Source organism: Methylocaldum szegediense, from assembly GCF_949769195.1.
Taxonomy (GTDB): Bacteria; Pseudomonadota; Gammaproteobacteria; order Methylococcales; family Methylococcaceae; genus Methylocaldum; species Methylocaldum szegediense.
In genome coordinates, this window is the sequence record NZ_OX458333.1 from 2,461,662 (window position 1) to 2,478,033 (window position 16,372).

The window sequence follows — 16,372 nt, forward strand, 5'->3', positions numbered from 1 at the left end:
ATGGTCCGCGCGTGAATTGGCAGTCCTTGCTGACTCGCCCGGCGGACGGCGGAACATGGTTCGGGCAGGTTGCCGGAGCGTTTATTTGACGAACCGGGCTTGTTGCGGACCAACGCGCGCAAATCGACCGTAGGAACGTGCTGCTCGAAACGCTACGCTTAGCCCTCAACACCCGACCGAACGACAGCCTACTTCCGCCCCCCGTCGCCGGTGCGAGTGTCTGCCGGTGGTGCATCCATGCTTTTTTCGATTGCCCTAATGGCTTCCAGTTTCTCGCGGAGAATCTGCGCCTCATCCGTTACGGAATTCTCCTTCCCGCCTGGCTTAGGTTCCGAAACGCGGCCCTCGGTGGGCTTGCGATCCGGCTTTCTTTCCGCTGCCGCCGATTTTCTCGGCTGGCTTCCGGTATGTCTCAGCATTTCCATGTGAATCGCAATCAGATTCTGCACGCGGCCGTCCGGCATCCGCTCGGGCGCGATGCCGCCCACCGAAGCCAGAATTTTGGTGGCATCTCCGCAAGCTTCGGAAAGCGTTCGCGCAATCAGAAGATGGAGGCGCACGCCGACATTGGGATTTCTCTGGTAAGCCTTGAGCAGACGCCGGCATTCCTCGGCGCGCCGCGCCCTGCTCTTGTTGGCGAAGGCCGCGCCGAAGCCTAGCAATTCGTCGATGTCCGATCGCGAATAAGCATCGTCGGAAGGCGAGTAGTACGAAGCTCGATACCAATCGCCGGGGTAATCGGCACAGCCGGTCAGGAGCGCGAGCCCCACCAAAACACTACCGCTAACCAGCCTTTTCATTCAGGCAGCCTCGACCAGTGGAAATTGGACCCGAATGCGAGCGCCATGTTTGTCCTGCCGAGGCTCGAGAACTTCGATTTTTCCGCGCTGATTGGCGACACACTCGCTGGCGATAGCCAACCCCATTCCCGTGCCTTCGGTACCCAGGGCAAATGCAGCCTTGCCCCGGTAAAACGGTTCGAATACATGTTTGCTTTCCTCTTCGTCGATGCCGGGTCCGTCGTCTTCGACCTCCAGCTCCATGTTATCGCCCACGGAGCGGAGCATGATTCGAATCTCGCCGCCTTCGGGCGAATAGCTCACGGCATTGGAAATCAGGTGATCGAGCACGGTTCGTAACTGATCCCGATCACCCGCTACGGTGACCGGCTGGATGAGCTCCTTGACCACCAGAAACTTCGCCTGCAGGCGCGGCCGGTGATCCTCGATGACGGACGTTAACAGCTCCCGCATATCAACGCGCTCAGCGATGGTCTTGCCGGGCTCCTCGTGTAGCCGATTGTAGCGGGTCAGCTCGGCAAGCAGTTCTTGCAGCCTTTGGATGTTCGTCGTCAACGTCCGGCCGATTTCACGCTGCTCGGGACCGGCTTCGTGCCTCATCGTTTCGAGCTGTTCCGCGCTTTCGACGATCCGGGCCAGCGGCGTCTTAATCTCGGTCGATACATTGTCCATCAAGTGCCGCTTCGACTCTTCAAGTGAGCGCAGGCGCGTCCGCAGCAGTTCCAGTTGATCGCCCAGATAGCGCAGGTCCTGTGGCCCCGCCACGCTGATTGGCTGCCCGAAATCGCGGGCCGTCAGCCTTCGGATCGATTCGTCCAATTGCCGGACCGAGCGGGTGAGCAAGGTCAGGAGAAACAGAACCACGGCAATCGAGATGGGCAGCAGAAATCCCGCCTTGATCATGAGGTCGTGCTGAACCGATTGGGATTGCTGATGGAGTTCCTTTGCCTCGCGGTCGACCTGATCGGAGATCTCGACCCATAAGGCGTTCGCGGCCGTATGCAAGCCTTGAAAAATCTGTTCGTCGGGCAGTTTGAGGTGCGCGTCCGCCTCGGCGCTGATGATTTGCTCGTAAACCGCACGCTCCTGCTCCGACAGCTCGTTGATGGACCGCGCGACCTTTTCGTCCACGCCCATTTTCAGCAGTTCGCCCAAGGTCTCTCTCAAGGCATTGCGAACACTCTCGTAGGATTGACGCTCGTAGGGCTGGCGTAGGGACGGATGCGACAGGATAACGAACAACTTGGCTTTCCGCTCGATATCGGAAACCATCTGCAGCGCGGACCTGGCGGTTTTCACTTGCTCGACGATTTGATAAAAGGTCCTTTGCTCCAACCTAGCAATGTCGCGCATCGCAAAAGCCGCGTACATCACGGTAAACAGTAGGGGAACCAAGACGACCACGAACCCGATAGGGATCAGGTATTTCAGCGAGAATAACTTTTCGACTCTCATCCGCTTCAAATCAACCATCGCCGCAGCGTCGGATGCGTGAAACCAACCCGACGGCGCCGTAACACTTTAGTGACGATGCCCTACATGATAGGGATTTATCTCCCGCTCGTGTTATCTGGCGTGCTCAAATCCCGTACGCGCTCGTCGAACGATTTTCAATGCGGCAGCTCCCGCGAGGTAGATCACATGACATCGTATTGCTCCACAGCTTGGGTCCTGATCCTGGCGGTGACCTGGATGGCTCTGGCCGAAGGTGCCGAGCTTTCGGGACTGCCGGCTCAAGGCCGCACTGAACAGCCCGCAATTCTGCTCGAGCTCGGGAGCCAGCCGGCGTCGGCTGCGGCTCGGGACCAAGCGACGCGGGTTTACCGGGGAGACATCAGCACACACCAGGGCGATGCTTCGATTCAGATCGACGGGGACGAGGTCGGCTCGCTGCATCCGGGGTTCGGTACGTGGCAGGTCGCTTTCCGGTTCGAGCTGGAGCCTCGGCCGGACGATAAGCCGTATACCTTCTGGGCGCGCTGGCGGCAAGGCGGCGATCCCGCGGTCTGCACGCAGACTTTCGAGATTTGGGCGGGACCCGACGCGTCGAAGCTCGAACAGCGCGGGGTCGCGACGCTCACGCCCAAGGGTTGGGACTATGCCTGGGTCGGCGCCGACAAACCGCTGACGCTCAAATCCGACGATGTCGTGGTCGAAGTCCGCAACAGCGGGGCCGGCCACGACGCCAAGGTCTTCGATGCCTTTCTGCTGGCGCCTCCGCATGCGCCGACGCCGCTCCCGGAACAAGGCACCGACGAACTCCCCGCCGTACTTCTGGAACTGGGCACCGCGCCCGCTTGGATATCGGCCGGCACGACGCCCGCGCTCCGGGTTCATGCCGGGAATGCCACCGGCCACGAGGGCGCGGATTCGCTCGTGACCGACAAAGACGAAGTCCAGGTTCTTCACCAAGGCTTCGGAGCCTGGGGTGCGAGTTTCCGGTTCGACCTCGACCCCGCCGTTCCGCCCGGTCTCTATCGTTTCTTTGCAAGGTACAAGAGCGGCGGGGAAGTTTCGCAGGTCGCCCAAACCTTCACGGTGAAAGCCGGCACCGATCCGAACGCGCTGGCCGCGCGCGGCGAATTCGTCGTGACCAATACCTCGCCCTGGGAATACCAGTGGGTCCAGGGTGAATCCACCGTGGCGATCTTGCCGGGCGACAAGGTGCTACAGATCGACAACGCAGGCAAGGCCGACGGCGCGAAGGTGTTCGACGCCTTTCTCCTCAAGCGGGAAACGCCGCTCGGCGACTGGATGAGCTCATCGGCGGCGGAGGCCAGAAACCGCTTTCTGGCTCGGACGGAGAGTGTGTCCGATCCTAGCGGACAGCTCTACGTGCTGGACGGCAAGGGCGATAAGGGCGAAATTCTGTTCCGCGGATTGGCCGCCGAGGCCGCACGCCGGCGGATTCAGAAGCTGCGGGTGAACTATTTGATAGGTCCCGAAGCCGAGGCCCTGGCGAAGCGACTGAATCTCCCTACCCTGCCCGCCGCGGTCTTGACCGACAACAACTACACCGTGCTCGGTGCTCTGGTCTCGCCGAAAAACGAAGCGGCCGTCGCGAAATTTCTCGCCGATCCGGGGCGCGCCGGGACGATGCTCCCCATCCCGGCCGTGACATCCGAGACGGCGACTCCGCTGCGTAACGGCGTGCCCGAGGCCTGGCTGGTCGGCGGATTGCAGGATGGCCTCGCGGGCGTTTCGATTTACGGCCTCGATAGCGAAACCGTGCTGCGCCCGAATCCCGGCCAGCCCTATCTCAGCACCGCCATGATGGGCGGCAAGATCAAGACCTGGCAAAAAGCCCCGGCCGCCGCTAACGGCGTCACCGTCATCGAAGCCGCCACCGATCACTCTTACGGCTGGTCGCGCGGGACCGGCTACGCCCAGCTCTATCTTCATGTCGACCGGCCCACAAACGCACTGCTGAAGCTGCGCCAGTCCGGGATCCGAACCGCCGGCTGGCTGGATGGAAAACCCCTCGCCTTCGCCGACGATCCGAACCCGCCGGCCGATTTCCCGGTTCCGGGCGAGCCGGCCCAAAACGCGCTTCAAGGTCTCACTACGGAAGGTCTCGTGGTCACTGCCCTGCCGGAACACACCGAATCACCGAAGATGGCGAGCCTGACGCTCGAACCCGGCTGGCATAGCCTGCTGGTCAAGCTGGTGATGCAGCACGACAAAGGCGAAAGCTTTTTCTTCGCTGCCCGTTTTACCGATGCGAACGGCAAGCCGATCGATTCGATCAAGACCCAAGTCGCCGATCCCACGGCCGACCTCGCACTCAATGCGATAGCCGCAAAACTCAGGCCGCTCGTCTATGTCGACGCACCGGCCAATCTGCCCCGTCCGGGCGAACCGCTCAAACTACGGGCCGATATCCGCTGGCACCCGATTCTGGAAGAAACCGAATTGCCCGCCCCTCTACCCCGCTTCCGCGCCAAGCTACGACTGCGCGTGACGAATTACCGGGGACAGGAGGTCGCCGTAAAAGAAGTTGCAGGTCTCTTCCCCGGCGAGGTTACGCTCGATTTCGGAAAAACGCCGGAAGCGGGTTATTACGGCGTCTACCCGTCCCTGCACACCCCCGAAGGCAAGCTCATCATGGCCTATCCCGCCGACGGCTTCACCGTGGTTCGCGGAAACGCCGCCCAAAAGGAACGGCTGGACCGGAAGAAACTCTGGAACAACAACTATTACGCCTTCTACGACGGCGACAAAGGCTTCCGGCAGAAGGACGGCTATTTCGCCTGGCTGGAGCGCATGGGCATTTACAGAAGCTACGGCTCCTATCCCGGATTCCCGCCGGAACATCGAGTCAAATGGGAACGCGCGAAAGCGCGCGGTCTCGTCTTTTTTGCGGATACTTCGGGCGACAGCCACTGGCTCAACGACAACCCGGAAGAGGGCCGCGCTTTCATCAAAAAAGCCTCGGCCTACACCCGGTTCTTCAAGGCCACCAACGAAATCGACATCCGCCGCGAAGGAGAATGGCAAAAACTGCGCGACCCCGCCCATTGGGTCGAGCGGGCTCGTTGGGAATACGAAGCGGTGCACCGGGCACGGAAGGACGGCCATTACGTAGGCGGCAGCTTGGTACGTCCCGGCGATACCACGGATGGCGGCAACTACGCCGGCGGCTTGAGTTCGGGGCAGTGGTTCGCCGAAGTACTCAAGCTCGGTCTTGACCAGTATCAGGACGCTTGGGACGTGCACGCCTATCCCCAACACCCGCCTCGCTTCGGAGCCCCCATCGGCAACGGCCCCACCGAGGACGAGCGCGGCGTGCTCTCGGCTTACGAAAGTCTCGGTCGGAAAAACACCCTGCCTTTCTGGCTGGGCGAAGCCGGCGCCAAAACCGCCCATGGCTTCACTGGCCGGCGCTGGCAGGCGGAACAGGCCGCGAAAATGATCGCTTGGGTCAACAGCCGCAGCGATTACCTAGGACTGGCCTTTTGCCTCGGCCACGAATACGACTGGGGTTTCGGCCGGGTCTGGGACTACTCCATGGGCCACAAACCCGCCGAAGCCGCCCTCTACACCGCCGGCACCCTGATCGACGGCCTACCCTACAAAGCCGTGGACACCCAGGATCCCAACATCCAGGCCGCTTATTTCGGCGACACCTTCATGATCTGGCGAACGGACGAGCAAGTTAGCGACTGGCCGCTGAAACTCGACCCGGCTAAAGCTTGGCTTGTGGTGGATGTGGTGGGACACGCGGAGAACCTTGAGGTCGATAAGGACGGCAAGGCGAGTGTCAGGGTATCGGCGAGTCCGGTGTATGTGTTGACCAAGGGGGATTATGAAAGGCTGACGCGGGGGTGGTAGGGTCGGTGATTGATGGGTTTCGCTTCGCTCTACCCATCCTACACGATCTCGCCGGATATCCCGGCGTGTCAATTTGCCGTGCGGGTTACCCCAATTCCAAACTTGCCACAACAATGAGGAACTACCGTAAAAAATAAATCTCGTAGGATGCGGTGACAAAGGAACCACATCGTTCGCGACCGGTGACTATCCTGAATCTGGTCGAAGCCCACGTAGGATGGGTAGAGCAAAGCGAAACCCATCGATTCTAAAACCTATTCGAAATCCAAATCGTTCATTTCCGGACCCGCCCAATCCTTCGAATAAATACCCAATCGCACATATCGATGGAACGACGAATACGGCCAGTTTGAAACCGCCTTTACATATCTGTGTTTTACCGGATTAAAGTGTATGTAATCGACATGGTGCTCGAAATCTTCTTCGTTGCGGATAACGTGTTCCCAAAATCGGCGTTGCCATATTCCGCGTTCCCCCTTACGGGAACGACTTTTGGAGATGCGTTCTCCCTTTTCAATTTCTCTGGAAAAGGCTGATTTAATTTGCCGCCAGCGTAGGCTGAAATCCTGTTCGCTCTTTGGCAGGGTCCAGATCGTATGGAGGTGGTCCGGCAAAATAACTACCGCGTCGATCGTGAATGGATGCGCTTCTTTGACCATACGAAAAGCTTCGCGTAAGGCACCGATATGATCCGTCAGCAACTTGCGATGCCGTTCTGCCAGGTTGACCGTAAAGAAATACGTACCTCCGTCAACACGGAAACGGCGATAGGCGGTCATGGCTTATCGGAGCCTTTAGAATCGTCCGTGGTATGGCCCAACTCTGAACTGATGGGTTTCGCTTCGCTCTACCCATCCTACGCGGACTCAAAGCAGTCGTGTGAATTTACGGCTAGAACTGTCAGAAAATTTTACACTGCCGTCGCCCTTCCTTTTTTCACCGGAAACTTTCGCCGATAAACCAATACCTTGCCGTCACTGGCTTTTCTTTTGCATGACAATGACGGTGTTGGCTATGTCGTCCTGATTGATTCTGCTGCGCAATTCGACTCGAGATCTCGACATCAAGAAGAAAATCGATGAAAGTGAAATCCACACGCCATTCTTTGCTCGTCCGCTGCTTTATGCTGACGGGCAACACCCAGGTCGTGGCATTAACGGCGAATTCACCATCGCTCGCGATCGATACCTTCACTATGCCAGTTCAAAGGCAGTTCGTGCTTCACCGGATCTTACGATGATCGATTTGACCGCTTGATTACTGTGCTACGCCATTGACGATCTACCTTTCGTGAGTTCGGCTCAGTGCCGCCCCGGCCTGAGGAACAACCGTGAGCGAATGCGTCGAAACCCAGGGTGTGAGCCACAACGCCGTACGAACGCGCTTGACCGCATTTCACTGCACGTCCATCATTCGAGCACCGCTTGCAGTGTCGCCCGGCGGAGCAGCTGATCCATCACTCGTTTAGAAATCCAACTATTTCATATGAAGTCTGAAACGGTTGCGCCAGGTTCGGTGGCGTAGCCGAGCTTGGGGAGTACAAAAAAATGTTTATTCTATTGACGCTGCTCATCATCATCGCACTGGCGCGTTGGCGCGCGAAGCGGAACAACGGCATTGTGCCCAACTTCACGACTTTTGCCTTCGATTATGTCAAGTCCAACTGGCTCTGGCTAATCCCGAGTCTAATCGCCATGCTGATCAATCCACTCCTCGGGCTGGTGGTATTGGGCGTGGCTTTCGGCGTGAAAACGTTCATCGTCTCGTGGGCGCAAAAGCGTCGGCGCCTTGCGTGGATGAAGGCGGAACCCCAGAAAGTCATGTATGAATGGTTCGAAGAACTGGGCAAGACGCCCGAACAGGCGATTTCCAATATCAACCGCATCTTCGACGAGCGAAAGCGCACGCTCAGCCACGCCCTTTTCCACAACTTCCAGGATACTTCCCATGACGACAAGGTCATTAGCGCCAGGCTGTTTTTCCGCATCAGCCGCAATCTCGCCACCATGGAGCCGCGAGAGAGGGAGTTTCTGCGGGTGGTGGAACTGCTGAACGTGCTCGACGAGGCGGATGCCGAAAAGGGCTGGTACAGCTGGGCGCGCTTCGGCCTGATCTGGGGCAACGGCAAGGCCACGGTGGACGATTACAGCTACAGGATGTGGGACACAGAAAAGGGTGTGCGCGACGGTCCCAGCGCCATTCGCTGGTTCATGGAAATGTCGGACGCCTCGGTGGACAGCGTGATCAACGCCGTGCTGCAACGCCTGGAAAAGAAGGCCGCTGAGGCGAGCGCCAAACCCGAACTAGCCCGGTTGATCAAAGACGTGAACAAGCGCGTGCGCGGCGGCACCCAGTGGCTGGCCGCCGAAGACGTGGACGGTTCGGCCTTCGCTCGCAAGAGCGATTTCGCGCTGCGCCTGGGACTGCTGGACGATACCGATGTGCCGCTGGAATACTCCGGCGAGGGTTGCATGGTCACCATTGCCCCGCCGCGCTCCGGCAAGACCCAGTGCCACGTGTTTCCCAACCTGCTGGCGTGGCGCGGACCGGCGCTGGTACTGGACGTGAAGGGCGAGATTTACGCGGGCACCAGCAAGTGGCGGGCGGAGAACGTCGGGCCGGTGTTCCGCTTCAGTCCGCTGGATCCGTCCAGCAGCCATAGCTATAACCCGCTGAGCTTCGTGCGCCAGGAAACCGACTACATCTGGGAAGACTCCCGCCTGCTGGCGGATATGATGATCGTGCCCTCCGGCGCGTCCGACCCGTTCTGGGAGAACAAGGCCAGGGACGTGCTGACCGCCGCCATCGCCTACCTGTGCTACTCCAACCCGCCGGACCGGCGGCCCATGGACCGCATCATCGATATCATCCACGGCGGTCAGGCCTGGGAGGAAATGGTGTCCGGCTTGCAGATGGCGATGGACGTGCGCAGCATGGTGCAGCAGGGCACCTCGCTGGCCGGCATGAACGAAAAAACCCGGGACAGCGTGCTGCAGACCGCGCAATCCAGCCTCAGCGCCTGGAGCGGCGAGCGCATACGGCGGGTAACCGACAAGTCCGACTGGAGTCCGCTGGACCTGCGCGACGACCGGCGGCCTCCCACCGTCTACATCTGTCTTAAACCTAGCGAGGTCGAAAGCTATACCTCGCTGCTGCGGGTGTTCATTGCCCAGCACATCCGCATGCTCACCAACGAACTGCCGCCGCGCGGCAGCGCGCCCATTCTGTTCTTGCTGGACGAACTGCCGCGCCTGCGCTACATGCCGCCGATCGAAGAAGCTATCGAAATCGGCGGCCAATACGGCCTGCGCCTGTGGATGTTCGCCCAGAGCCTGGGACAGCTGGAAGCCGCCTACCCCAACGCCAACGGCATGGTGGCCAGTTGCGCGGTGCGCGCGTTCATGAATCCCAGTGGCGCCGACGGCACCGCCGACCGGCTTTCCGAAGAACTCGGCTACCGCGAGAGCGTCATGGACGGCAGCCGCCAGAAACTGGTGGAAGCCACCGAGTTGAGCGGACCGGAGTTCCAGCACTACCAGGTGGTCATGGCTCACGGCAGCAAGCCGGCCAAGGTGAAGAAGGCTTTCGCGTGGCAGGATGCCGAACTGAGCGCGCGCATGGGCAGCCTGTAGCGGCCGTGATGCACGTCTTGACGGGACATTGAACGGGTTCGAAAAAAAGGGGGAGTGGCATGTCCGTATTGAGCGATGAGATCCTTCGGCTGGAACAGCAGCGGCAGGAATTCCTCGATCGTGCCGCGGCAGCGAGAAGCGAAGCTCAGCGGACACTCGAACAAGGCGACCGCGTGCTGACGGATCAAGCGAAGCGGGAATTGCAGGAACGGTCCGAACGCCTGGCAGAGTTTTACGAAGGATGCGCGGAGCGTGTCGATGAGCAGGTGAAGGCCGTGAAATCCCTGGAACAGGCCTTGCAACGGGAGGAAGGCCCTCTGCAAACCGGGTTTTCCGACCCGGAAGCGTTGAAACGGGAGTTCGAGCAGCTGAAAGAGAGCGCCGAAAAAGCGGCCGATTGGGCCGAGACACAGCGGCAGGCAATTCTCCAAGAGGGCATGAGCCTAGCTCAGGATGTGAGAATGAGCCAGTGGTCCGCGTTGGAACAGACGCACAAGGAAGTCCACACGCCTGACTCCTCCTCTTTTTTTATGAAAGCGCCCGAGTCGCTCGACCCGGTGACCGCTTCGGCGATCGGCGGGGCGGTACTGATTGAGCAGGGCAAGGAGGCGATAAGCACGGCTAGAGAGTCGCTAGCGGCAGCGCTGGATCAACTCGCCCATGAGGCGACGGAACGCCTTGGTAGAGTGGCCGACCTGCTAGAACTCACGAAAACTACGCACGAGCTCTCGGAGCAGCACCTGAATCGCCTCCTCGAGGAATCCGCAAAGCAGCCGGAAACTTTGGAAAACAAGGTACTAGAGCTGTCCGCCGAGCATGATAAGGAGCGCTTCGAACTGGCTAACCAGTCGAAAGAACTGCAAAAGGAGGAGCAGACGCTCCAACGGCAGTTAGAACTCGCAGAACAGGGGCGCGATAACTTCATTAAACGTCAGGAGCAGATGAACGTTGAACCCGAAAAATACCAGGAGCAGCTGGCGAAACTGGACGAGCGCGTGGAAGAGGCAAGACAACGACTGCAGGAATTCCAGGAAATGTCGGCCAAGGCGCAGGAGGAGTACGCAAGACAACAGGAGGAGATGCGCCAACGGCATCAACGCGAGCTCGAAGAACTGCAGCGCTAATCTGAGCAATGTCCGTCTTAAGAGATTTTCAAAAGCCAAGAACGTAGAAATTTCACCGCTTACAAAAGCTGCAGGCTAGAGTAAAAAGTTCGCGATCGACGGACAAACAAAGCATGGATACCGGCGCCTTTCGTACACCCCGAACGATCATCAGACCTTTTTCCATTGAAGACGCACAGAAGGCCTTCGCATGGTTCGGCAATCCGGAGGTCATGAAATTCACGCCTTCCGGTCTGCAAGAAACCCCTTGTAGGATGGGTAGAGCGAAGCGAAACCCATCACTCCCCAAAAACCTGTTCGAAATCCAAATCGTTCATTTCCGGACCCGCCCAATCCTTGGAGTAAATACCCAATCGCAGATATCGATGGAACGACGATAATCGGTCATGGTTTAATCGGAGCCTTTAGAATCGTCCATGGAATAGCCTACTCTGGATTGATGGGTTTCGCTTCGCTCTACCCATCCTACGCGGACTCATCGAAAGACTCAGCGGAAGGACTTACAGGGATGGCCCAAAAGGCGCCCCTGAAATCTGCGCCTTTTGGATTTCGCATAGATCCCAGATTCGCGACGCCGACACCGCTAGCATGAGCCCCTGCAAGCGCCGCGATCCGTCGTTGAAATATCAGTGAAGATCGGTCGTCAGCGACGGGGCTCCGAAGGCTTCGAGGCTTGCATTGGAGCGGGCGAAGTATTCGTGCCAGAAGGTTTCCAGCGCCTGCATGGTCTTGCCGGAACGGTAGCCGTGTTTTACCTCGTGGGGCACCAAGCCGGCGCCGAGGACGAATACCCTCGCCCCTCGCAAGTCGGCGAACAAGGCCTGTTTTTCAACCTTGCCCAATTCGTCCTCGGGTTTGATATCGCGGATACGATTATTGCTGTAGAAACTACCGAAATCGCTGTTCTCCAACATATCGGATACCAACAGCAGAACGCGCTCGCCGGCCTCGTGACCGCCGGCGTCGTTACCGATCTGCTTGAGCGCCGAGAAAATCTCGCTTCGGGCGATGTCGGTACTGGCGCTGCCGAAACTCTTCAGCATTTGCTGGCCGAAAGTCTTGCGGAAAAAGCCCTGTTGCTGCGTCAGGCAAGTATCCAGTTGCTTGAGTAGGTTCATGGCTATGCTGTCGCGCGTCTTGCCGGTCAGCGGCCTCTCCAGTTGGCCGGCGAAAGGCATGCTGAAATAGCGGCCGGCCAGATAGGCGGAGAACTGGTACAAGCGGACGGAATCTCCCGGCTGCACGAAGCGCAATACGTGCTGGTAGGCGGATTCCTGCAACTCTTTGGGCAGTTGCAGGGTTTCGTCGATGACCACGATCAGCTCGCGCCCGGTGCCGGCGGGGCGCGCCTCGCTCATCTTCGCCGCATCGTAGCAACTCGGGATGTCGTTGCGCTCGCCCGCTGCAAGCGCCGCTTCCGCGGCCAGACACGCGCAGAGCAACAGTCCGCCGGTCAGAATCCCCCGTCTCATGCCACACCTCCCGCATGGCCGCCGCGCGCACGCGCGATCGCCGCCTGCACTTTCTGCTTGCGTTGCAACAGGGCGGCGTCTATACCGAGTTCCTTGGCGATCTCAAGCAGTTCCTGCTCCGAATAGAGAGTCAGGTCGCCTAGTCCTGCGATCAGGCTCTCGGTTTCGGAGGCGGGTGCAGGATCCGGCATGGGTGCGGCTTCGGCATGCGCGGCCGGCGCCGTCGCAGGTGCCTGGGGCGCGGGATGCGGCGTCGCGGCTACAGCTCTGGCCGCGTGCTCCCGCTCCAATTCCAGGCGCTGCTTCTCGTCGCCTAGACGGTCGCGATACTTGTTCAGGCGCCGCATGCGCACATAGTGATCGAAAGTGCCGCGCATGAATCCCGACCCGTCGCTGCCCGCCAGCACATGGCGTTGTTCGATGCGCTGATGCAGTGCGTCCAGTGCCGCCTGGGCATCCGCGGCGATGCGTTCGCGTTTCTGCTCGTAGTATGCGGCGAATTCCTCGGCGCTGTTGAACCGGCCGATGAATTTCGCGGCATCCTTGGATTGCTTGCCGGCGAAGGAGCGGAAGAAACCGACCATCACGCCCACGATCTGGATACCGACGAAGATCACCGACAGGATGGCGAAGGTGGTCTTGTAGGCCTGGATACGCGCGGAGAGGATCTCGCTGTTGGCGCGCTCGTCCGCGGCCTGTCCGTCGTTCTGCGCCTCCTGCGGAAGATCGAATAGAGACATGGTGCCGCCGCTGTCGAGACCGCCCTGCTGCGTGAACGGACTGTTGTTGACCTGCCCGGTCTCAAGCTCGTTGATGGTGAGCGAACGAATCCAGTAGGCGCCCACGGCAAATATCGTTATCAGAGTCACCGCCACGACCGTCAACACCCAGCCGCCTCTGACGCTGGCGTTGTGCGGCACGCGGTTGACGATCTGGATGTACTCCGGCTCGTCGTTGTCCTCGTAGGTACGGTCCAGATCGATGCGGCCGCTAGGCTTGAGCGCCTTGGCGCTGTGATCTCGGCGGGCGTTCTCGTACCACGTGCGCGCCTTCTTCAGCAGGGCGTTGCGATGGATCTCCCAGCCCATCATATGGGTGACGGTCACCAGAATCACCGCGATCATGATGGCCAGTCCCCATGCGGCAAAAATCGCCTGGTTGCTGGACACCCGATTGTCCATGAACGGCACCAGCACCAGCGAGAAGATGTAGGCTTCCAACAGTACCAGAATGATGGTGCCTATCCACATCGGCAGACTCTTGGGCCGGCGTCCGCGTTCGTCAGCCTTGTTCAGGTAGTCCGCGCATTTGTCGAAGAAGGCGGCATCTTTGGTGAAGCTGATATAGTGGGCGTAAAAGCGCGCGCAAAGCGCTTCCTCGCTCTTGTACCAGACGACGCCGTCGGTCTCGCGGCTCCTGATGTGAGGCTTGCGCGATTCGCTGGCGATGGTGCCGGCCAGCGGAAACCACACCCCCAAGCGCATGAAGAAATAGCGGACCTGGTCCCACCAGAACACGACGGCCAGCGTTAAGGCCATCGTCGCCAGTATGTACCAGTACGTACGTGCCAACATCAACCCTTCAGTCAGAGAATCCATAATGCCTTGCCCTAGTACGTAAACGGATCAATAGCCGCGCGGAATGTAATCGGCCGCGTAAACCGTGCGTGAGCTGCGCGGATAATACAGTTTGCCGCCCGAGGCGTTGCCCGAACTCTTGGACATCGCCACATCGATGCAGGACAACGGCGCGCCCTCTTCCTGCACGAATACCCGATAGAGAATGCTGTCCTCTCCTTCGTAAGCGTTGGCCAGTGCCGCGAGTTTAGCCGCGTGGCGGTTGCCGCGTTCGAAATCTTTCACGACCAGCACGGCGGGTGGCTTCACGACTTGTGCGCCCTCGCGCAGCACCGCGACCGGCGAGAGCGTCACCTGGTGTCCGTTCACCAGCCCGGACCAGGGGCGGCCATTCATGTTGGTCAAGTAGGCGTTGGTGGCATACTGCCTGAGCTCTGCGCCGCTCGCGAGATTTTTCACGGCACCCGCCACGCGTGGCTGGTCTTCGTTGCAGCTGCGCACGGGTAGCTCCGAGGCATGGGCGCTGCTGATCAGCGACAGCCCAGACCGTTTCGGCTTGATGCCGCCGGCCAGCGTCCAGGCGACATCGGCAGCCGGCACGCCGCCGAAATCGACGGGCGCCGAGGGTTTGGCGGTAGCGGTTCGCGGCTGCGCGGTCGCGGGCGCCTTCTTCTTGGCGGCGGGCCTTTTCGCCGTTTTCGCTTTTGGTGCGGGCGCCGCGTCGGTCGCCTCGGTGCGGGTGCCGTGCGCCAGGTAGCGGGGATTGGCCTGCTCCTGGGCGACCCGCAGTTTCAGTATCTCGGTGGAAGCGACCTCGACGATTTCCACGCGGCGATTGGCAGCGCGCCCTGATACCGTTCCGTTATCCGCGATCGGACGGGAAGCGCCCGCGCCCTGGTAATAAATATTCGACGGATTGACGCCCGCCCGAGCCAACACCGCGCCAACGGTGCGAGCCCGCTGTTCGGAAAGACGCTGGTTGGATTCGGCGGTGCCGGTAGCGTCAGTGTGCCCGACTACGAGTAGCGCCCGCGATGAGCCGCCCTCGCTGAGTTGCTGGCGGAACACCTGAGCGAGCTTTTCCACCTGCCGTCGGCCGTCAGGCGTCAACTGATCGCTGCCGACGGGGAACATGCCCTGATCCTGTACCTGGGCCACGATACCCACATCCTCAGCTGGTCCGACAGGTTTACCGGGTTGTACCGGGGCTTGTCTCCGCAGCGTTTCGACCTGCATGCGCAAATTCTCTTCCCGCGCTACCCGTTCCAGCTCCTGAAGCCGGTTTTGCCAGGCGTAACCCGCGGCACAGCCCACTGCAGCGCCTGAAGCGGCACCTATGGCAATGTCCTTCGCTTTGCCGCTGATAACTGCGCCGAGAGCCGCTCCCGCCATTGCTCCCCCCACGCAGCCGATCGCCGTGCCGTAGTCGCGGCCCAACTGATTCAAGGACGCACAGCCCGCCAGCGACACGGCCGTCGCCAATGCCGTCAGACGGAATAATCGTGATCTTGTTTGCATGATATCCCCCATATCGTTTCCCTTATGCGCAACGACCGGGCCAGGCCACAGCAGAATCCCCTACTGAGTCCGTGAAGCTTGCGTTGATCCTGTTGCCCTATGTCCCCAGCTATCTTGCGAACTCCTCCCGCACCTCGGACAAGACTCTTGGATCGACGCTCAACAGTTCCTGCCCAAGTTTTCGCGTCCCTAGTTCCGCGTGTTTTTTAGCCGCCGTCGAAGTGTCTGGTCCTTGTGTTGTAGCGCCTCCGAATGGTCGGCGAGTAACACGAGTGCCCGATGCTATTCGCAGGACAGCGCTATTACCCTGCTTTCTAGGGGTTCCGGCTGCTTTGAGACCTCCTCAAAGGAGCGTCCACGTGCCGCTCCGAAAGCTCGCCCAAACCGTCCCGGTGGCAGATAGTTCGTGGATTTGATGGGCAAACCCATCCAGCGTCGCCGCCAGCGAGTCGCTTGATCATCACGGCCTCGCCCTCCTGCAACAGCACCGGCCCGTCAATCGACACGGCGATTACCGCATCGAACGGCTCGGGCTGTTTGCGTCTTTCCTGATACAGCGCTACGTCCTGCTCGGGACCGTCTTACGGAGATCTTGAAGGCACCTGCGCCGCCTTGATACAGGCTTCCAGGACCGCCATCTCAGCGTGCAAAACATCAACCGAGAGAGACATCCGCCGCGTCGCTGGACCGCCCCGCCGATTTGCCGTCGAGAACAGCCAGAGCCTGACAGTAGCTGCGATCAATCTTGTGAATGGTGGCGAGTCACTGTTTCAGGAGACCGGTCTACGCCTGCATTTCCTTGACGGATTCGAGTGCCACCGCTTCGTAGGGACGTTTCTTTCCTCCGTGGCGACCGCCGATCCCGGATCTCTCTTGCCTAAGCGCCGGTCTGCCATGCCTGTTACAGCACCTCCTCGG

Annotated in this window: 10 protein-coding genes; 4 read left to right on the plus strand and 6 right to left on the minus strand. The window is 59.9% G+C overall.

Going from position 1 to position 16,372, the window contains the following annotated elements:
- Positions 1–188 precede the first annotated feature (188 nt).
- Both QEN43_RS10505 and QEN43_RS10510 read right to left on the minus strand, forming a co-directional pair.
- Entirely contained in the window at positions 189–800 is a 612-nt protein-coding gene (locus tag QEN43_RS10505) for a hypothetical protein (protein ID WP_317963203.1), read from the minus strand.
- Complete coding sequence (locus tag QEN43_RS10510) at positions 801–2,255, minus strand: sensor histidine kinase (RefSeq protein ID WP_317963204.1); 1,455 nt, start codon at positions 2,253–2,255, stop codon at positions 801–803.
- Between the two features lie 186 nt (positions 2,256–2,441).
- Between QEN43_RS10510 and QEN43_RS10515 the strand changes: the two genes are divergently transcribed.
- On the plus strand, positions 2,442–6,131 hold the full coding sequence (locus QEN43_RS10515) for a hypothetical protein (protein WP_317963205.1): 3,690 nt from the start codon (positions 2,442–2,444) through the stop codon (positions 6,129–6,131).
- A gap of 254 nt (positions 6,132–6,385) precedes the next feature.
- Here the strand turns inward: QEN43_RS10515 and QEN43_RS10520 are convergent, their stop codons facing one another.
- Positions 6,386–6,910, minus strand: coding sequence for an REP-associated tyrosine transposase (locus QEN43_RS10520; RefSeq protein WP_317963206.1), 525 nt, complete (start codon positions 6,908–6,910; stop codon positions 6,386–6,388).
- Positions 6,911–7,157: 247 nt separating this feature from the next.
- Here QEN43_RS10520 and QEN43_RS10525 point away from each other — a divergent pair, with 247 nt between their 5' ends.
- The 3 genes from QEN43_RS10525 to QEN43_RS10535 all read left to right on the plus strand — a co-directional run bounded on the left by QEN43_RS10525 (position 7,158) and on the right by QEN43_RS10535 (position 10,887).
- Positions 7,158–7,388, plus strand: a complete 231-nt coding sequence (locus QEN43_RS10525; RefSeq protein ID WP_317963207.1) for a hypothetical protein — start codon at positions 7,158–7,160, stop codon at positions 7,386–7,388.
- Positions 7,389–7,678: 290 nt separating this feature from the next.
- Complete coding sequence (locus QEN43_RS10530) at positions 7,679–9,763, plus strand: type IV secretory system conjugative DNA transfer family protein (RefSeq protein ID WP_317963208.1); 2,085 nt, start codon at positions 7,679–7,681, stop codon at positions 9,761–9,763.
- A gap of 59 nt (positions 9,764–9,822) precedes the next feature.
- Complete coding sequence (locus QEN43_RS10535; protein ID WP_317963209.1) at positions 9,823–10,887, plus strand: coiled-coil domain-containing protein; 1,065 nt, start codon at positions 9,823–9,825, stop codon at positions 10,885–10,887.
- A 626-nt stretch (positions 10,888–11,513) separates the two neighbouring features.
- Here the strand turns inward: QEN43_RS10535 and QEN43_RS10540 are convergent.
- Genes QEN43_RS10540 through QEN43_RS10550 form a run of 3 tightly spaced genes read right to left on the minus strand, consistent with a single transcriptional unit; the run spans position 11,514 to position 15,454 of the window.
- The gene (locus QEN43_RS10540) at positions 11,514–12,359 is read right to left on the minus strand and encodes a hypothetical protein (protein ID WP_317963210.1); all 846 of its coding nucleotides are present in this window, start codon (positions 12,357–12,359) and stop codon (positions 11,514–11,516) included.
- Positions 12,356–13,957: a hypothetical protein gene (locus QEN43_RS10545; protein WP_317963211.1), complete on the minus strand. Its 1,602-nt coding sequence runs from the start codon at positions 13,955–13,957 to the stop codon at positions 12,356–12,358. The genes QEN43_RS10540 and QEN43_RS10545 overlap by 4 nt, the downstream gene beginning before the upstream one ends.
- A 27-nt stretch (positions 13,958–13,984) precedes the next feature.
- Positions 13,985–15,454, minus strand: coding sequence for an OmpA family protein (locus tag QEN43_RS10550; RefSeq protein WP_317963212.1), 1,470 nt, complete (start codon positions 15,452–15,454; stop codon positions 13,985–13,987).
- Between the last annotated feature and the right edge of the window lie 918 nt (positions 15,455–16,372).

Coding starts and splice junctions, on each gene's coding strand:
- QEN43_RS10505 (WP_317963203.1), bottom strand. CDS start 800: ATGAAAAGGCTGGTTAGCGGTAGTGTTTTGGTGGGGCTCGCGCTCCTG.
- QEN43_RS10510 (WP_317963204.1), bottom strand. CDS start 2,255: ATGAGAGTCGAAAAGTTATTCTCGCTGAAATACCTGATCCCTATCGGG.
- QEN43_RS10515 (WP_317963205.1), top strand. CDS start 2,442: ATGACATCGTATTGCTCCACAGCTTGGGTCCTGATCCTGGCGGTGACC.
- QEN43_RS10520 (WP_317963206.1), bottom strand. CDS start 6,910: ATGACCGCCTATCGCCGTTTCCGTGTTGACGGAGGTACGTATTTCTTT.
- QEN43_RS10530 (WP_317963208.1), top strand. CDS start 7,679: ATGTTTATTCTATTGACGCTGCTCATCATCATCGCACTGGCGCGTTGG.
- QEN43_RS10535 (WP_317963209.1), top strand. CDS start 9,823: ATGTCCGTATTGAGCGATGAGATCCTTCGGCTGGAACAGCAGCGGCAG.
- QEN43_RS10540 (WP_317963210.1), bottom strand. CDS start 12,359: ATGAGACGGGGGATTCTGACCGGCGGACTGTTGCTCTGCGCGTGTCTG.
- QEN43_RS10545 (WP_317963211.1), bottom strand. CDS start 13,957: ATGGATTCTCTGACTGAAGGGTTGATGTTGGCACGTACGTACTGGTAC.
- QEN43_RS10550 (WP_317963212.1), bottom strand. CDS start 15,454: ATGCAAACAAGATCACGATTATTCCGTCTGACGGCATTGGCGACGGCC.